This window comes from Streptomyces sp. SPB074, assembly GCF_000154905.1.
Lineage (GTDB): Bacteria > Actinomycetota > Actinomycetes > Streptomycetales > Streptomycetaceae > Streptomyces.
Map to the genome: position 1 here is coordinate 6,096,912 of NZ_GG770539.1, position 2,317 is coordinate 6,099,228.

Consider the following 2,317-nt stretch of genomic DNA (forward strand, 5'->3'; position numbering starts at 1 on the left):
CCGGCGGGGTCGCCCGGTGTCCCGCCCCCGGCGCCGCCCGGTGCCCTTTGGGGGCTCTCCCGGGGCGCCGTCGCGGGGGCCGGGCTCAGAAGTCGTCCTCCGCCGTCGGCTCGTGCGGTCCCGGGTTGCGCCCCGACAGGACCTCCCCGTACGCCTGCATGAGGTCCGGCAGGCGCAGCGTCGCGAGGTCGTCGCGGCTGGGCGGGTCCGGGTAGCTCATCAGCCGCAGATCGCGGTAGGCGCAGGACTTCTCGTACAGCGTGCGCAGGAAGCGGCCGTTGCCCAGCTCGTCGATCCAGCCCTCCTCGACCACGTGCCCCGCGATCGAGGCCAGTTCCTCGCGCGCCTCCTCGTCCCAGTGGTCCCCGTTCGCCCCGGCGAGCACCTCGCCGATCCGGGTCAGCTCCGCGGGCCGGTACGAGGGGAAGTCCACGCGGCTCGTGAAGCGCGAGCCGAGCCCGGGATTGGCGGCCAGCAGCCGGTCCATGCCCTCGGGGTAGCCCGCGAGTATCACCACGAGATGGCCCCGGTTGTCCTCCGCCCGCTTGAGGAGCACTTGCAGCGCCTCGTCCCCGTAGGCGTCCCCGCGCCCGTACCCGGAGTTGGAGAGGCTGTACGCCTCGTCCACGAAGAGGACCCCGCCGAGCGCCGAGTCGATCAGCTCGTTCGCCTTGACCGCCGTCTGGCCCAGGTACTCGCCCACCAGGTCCGAGCGCTGCGCCTCCACGAGGTGGTCCCCGCCCAGCAGGCCCAGCGCGTAGAAGACCCGCCCCAGGATGCGCGCCACCGTGGTCTTCCCCGTGCCCGAGGGGCCCGAGAAGATGAAGTGCCGCTTCGGCGGCTGCACCGGCAGTCCCTGCTCCGCGCGCAGCCGCGCCATGTTCAGCTGCGCCGACAGCGCCCGCACCTGACGCTTCACCGGCTCCAGCCCGACCATCTGCTCCAGCTCGGCGAGCGCGGCCTCCAGGAGCGCGGGATCGGCCGGACCGGCCGGTATCCGCCGCGGCCCGGGCTGCGCGGGCAGCACCGCCTTCTCGCGTACGTCCTCGGCCGGGCCGTTCACCGGCGGTTCCCCGCCCAGGTGCGGGGGCTCGGCCGCCGCCGTGTCCGCGCCGAAGAGCGGTTCGCCGCCCTCGCGCGCCACCGCCGTGTCCTGCCCCGCGCCGCCGAGGCTCACCGCCGCGTAGTCCAGCGGCGAGGCGAGATCCTGGTAGCCGTCGCCCTCGGAGATCGCCGCGAGCCGCGCCGCCGTGTCCATGAAACCCGCGTCCACCCGGTGCACCGCGCGGTACAGCGGCAGCGCCGCCGCGCTGCGCCCGCTGCCCTCCCGGGCCCGCGCCAGCCAGTACCGCAGTTCCTTGCGCTGCGGCTGCTCGCTGCGGCAGCGCATGAGCGCCGCCGAGAGCAGCGGCTCCGCCTGCCCGTACATCTCCAGCCGGACCCGCGCCATCCCGCCGAAGAGCCCCGCCTCGATACCGAGGAGCACGTCGTCCAGCAAGGGATCGGTGTGCCGGGCCAGTTGCTCCCAGTCCTTGACGAGATAGGACCGGCAGGCGTGCAGGAACCGCACCTGCCGGTCGCTCTCGGGCGGCGGCAGCGCGCCGAGCGCCCGGTCGAGATCAGGCACGTGGCGCCCGTCGAGCCAGTGCGAGGCGTGCGCGAGCAGCAGATCCCGCGTGGTCTCCAGCACCGGCTGCACCCACCAGCCCAGCCAGTACCAGGAATTGAGCGGGCGCCGGTGCCTGGCCCGCTGCTCGCCGAAACGGTCGCGGTGCTGGAACATGCGCAACAGCGCGGCCGGGGTGTCGATGCGCAGGGCGTGCAGGCCCAGCCAGCCGTCCGCCATGCCCGGATCGAGGCGCACCGCCGTGCGGAACTCCTCCTCCGCCTGCGGATAGGCGCCCATCGTGTAGGCGTCGACGCCGCGCAACCAGGCGAGATCGGCCGGGCCCGGTGCGCCGTGCGTGCCGAAGTCCATCACGTCCCCCACAAACCGTGCCCCCGTGGCCTTGCCGCCGGACCCGTCGTCGGCCGCGCGGCCGAACCGCCGCGCCGCGAGCGGCTCTTGCTCCCCCGTGCGGGTGCCGCCCGCCAGGGGACGGGCCGCACTGCGGCATCGTACCTGCGCAGACGTGCCCTGCCGAAGGGTGTCGCGGGCGTCGCGGAGGCAGCGCCGGGCGCAGGGGGCGCACGGGGAGGCATCCAGGTGTGGTCACTCGCTGTGAGTGGACGAATGCGTCAAGTGCGGCGAAAGCGGGGGAGCGGGGGGCAGAATTGTAGCCCCCGGTCACGGGGGAACAACCGGGGGCTTCGTGTC

At 74.3% G+C, this 2,317-nt stretch carries 1 protein-coding gene; it reads right to left on the reverse strand.

The genetic code is table 11. The features are described from left to right. Positions 1-85: 85 nt before the first annotated feature. Positions 86-1,978: an AAA family ATPase gene (locus tag SSBG_RS25880; protein ID WP_008749008.1), complete on the reverse strand. Its 1,893-nt coding sequence runs from the start codon at positions 1,976-1,978 to the stop codon at positions 86-88. Positions 1,979-2,317 lie beyond the last annotated feature (339 nt).